The sequence below is a fragment of the Pseudoxanthomonas sp. LjRoot204_2 genome (genome assembly GCF_056175765.1).
Genome location: NZ_JBGFFG010000568.1, coordinates 1 through 1,803, shown reverse-complemented (window position 1 = coordinate 1,803; position 1,803 = coordinate 1). Strand labels below are relative to the sequence as shown.

The window sequence follows — 1,803 nt, the reverse complement described above, 5'->3', positions numbered from 1 at the left end:
GTACATGAAGCCCAGGGTCATGATGAAGCAGATCGGGATGGCCATGGACACCATCAGCGTCGACGGCCAGTGGCGCAGGAAGGCGTACAGCACGATCACCGACAGTACCAGGCAGATCGCCCCCGCTTCCGCCAGCGCCAGCAGCGAACTGGTCACCGCCTTGCCGGAATCCCAGGCGACCTCGATGTCGACCCCGTGCATCGCCGGGTCCTGACGCAGCGCCTCCACCTCCTTGCCCACCGTCCTCGACAGGTCCACGAGGTTCGCCGAACGTTCCTTGTAGATGTCCACACCCACGCTGGGCTTGCCTTCCATCTTGCGCACGTAGCTCATGCGCTGAGGTTGCAGGCTGACATCGGCGATATCGGACAGGCGCGTTCCGCGGCCATCGATAGGCAGGTCACGCAACGCCTGCAGTTCRAGCAGTTCGCCGCGCGGCTGCACGCGCAGGCGGCGGCCATCTTCGGTGATCTGACCGGCGGAAACGGAGAAGTTGGCCGCTTGCAACTTGCTGACCAGCTCGTTGAGCGCGACCCCGTGAGCACTGATGCGGTCCTTGTCCAGCGCGACCAGCACTTCCTGCCTTGCCACGCCCTCGACCTCGACGCGCGCCACGCCCGGCAACCGCTCCAGATGCTGCTTGATGCTGCGCTCCAGCATGTCGGCGCGGGCCGTCAGGTCTTCCTGGCTACTGAGGCGAAGGCTGATCGCCTCCTGGTCGCTGGTGCTCCAGCGCTGCACGTAATAGCGGCGGAAATCATCCGGCAACTCGTCCCGCACCGCATCGATGCGTTCGCGCGCCTCGGAGGCGGCCATCGCGATGTCCCTATCCCAATCACTGAATTCGACCTGGATCTGGCCGCCTTCAGCATTGGCGCGTGAGTTCATCGTCTTGATGCCCGGCATCGTGGCAATGGCTTCCTCCACGGGGCRCAGCAGATTGCGCTCGACCTCTTCCGGGGTCGATCCGGGATATGGCAACGAAACGAAGAAGAACGGAATGGTGGCTTCCGGTTCGGCCTCCAGCGGCAAACGGAACGAGGCGATAAGGCCGATCACCACCATCGACACGAACAGCATGATGGTGGTGACGGGACGGCGGATGGACAGCTCGGTGATGTTCATCCGGATCAACCCTTGACGCCGCCCAGCGGATCGTCTTCGTGCGCGATCATCTGTTCGGCCTGGGCAGCGACCAGTCGAGCGCGACGACCGCGTTCGGCGTAGAACTCATCCGGCTTGCGGTCCAGCAGGTCGTACACCACCGGGATCACCAGCAGCGTCAGCAGCGTGGACACCAGCAGGCCACCGATCACCGTGATCGCCATCGGCGAGCGCACCTCGGCACCCTGGCCGAAGGCGAGCGCCAGCGGCAGGAAGCCGAACACCGCGCACAGGGTGGTCATCATGATCGGGCGGAGGCGCGAGCGCGCACCCTCCACCAACGCGACACGCTTGGCCACGCCCTCTTCGCGCAGCTGGTTGACCTTGTCGATCAGGATGATGGCGTTCTTCACAACCAGGCCGACCAGCAGGATCAGGCCGATGAAGACCACCACCGACACCGGCGAACGGGACAGCAGCAGGGCTGCCACCGCGCCGACGAGTGCGAGCGGGATGGTGAACAGGATGACGAACGGATGCAGCAGCGATTCGAACTGCGACGCCATGACCAGGTAGACCAGGAAGATCGCCAGACCGAACGCGAACAGCAGCGACTTGATCGACTCGCCCAGCTCCTCGCCTTGCCCACCCATGCGCATGCCCACATCCGTGCCCAGCGGGTTCTCCGCCACCATGTTC

2 protein-coding genes are annotated in these 1,803 nt (G+C 64.5%); both read right to left on the bottom strand.

The window, feature by feature from the left end; translation table 11 throughout:
* Positions 1-1,125, bottom strand: a 1,125-nt coding sequence (locus AC04L7_RS17950; RefSeq protein WP_475513601.1) for an efflux RND transporter permease subunit, incomplete at its 3' end; no start/stop codon positions are given.
* A 5-nt stretch (positions 1,126-1,130) separates the two neighbouring features.
* Positions 1,131-1,803, bottom strand: a 673-nt coding sequence (locus tag AC04L7_RS17945) for an efflux RND transporter permease subunit (protein ID WP_475513600.1), incomplete at its 5' end; no start/stop codon positions are given.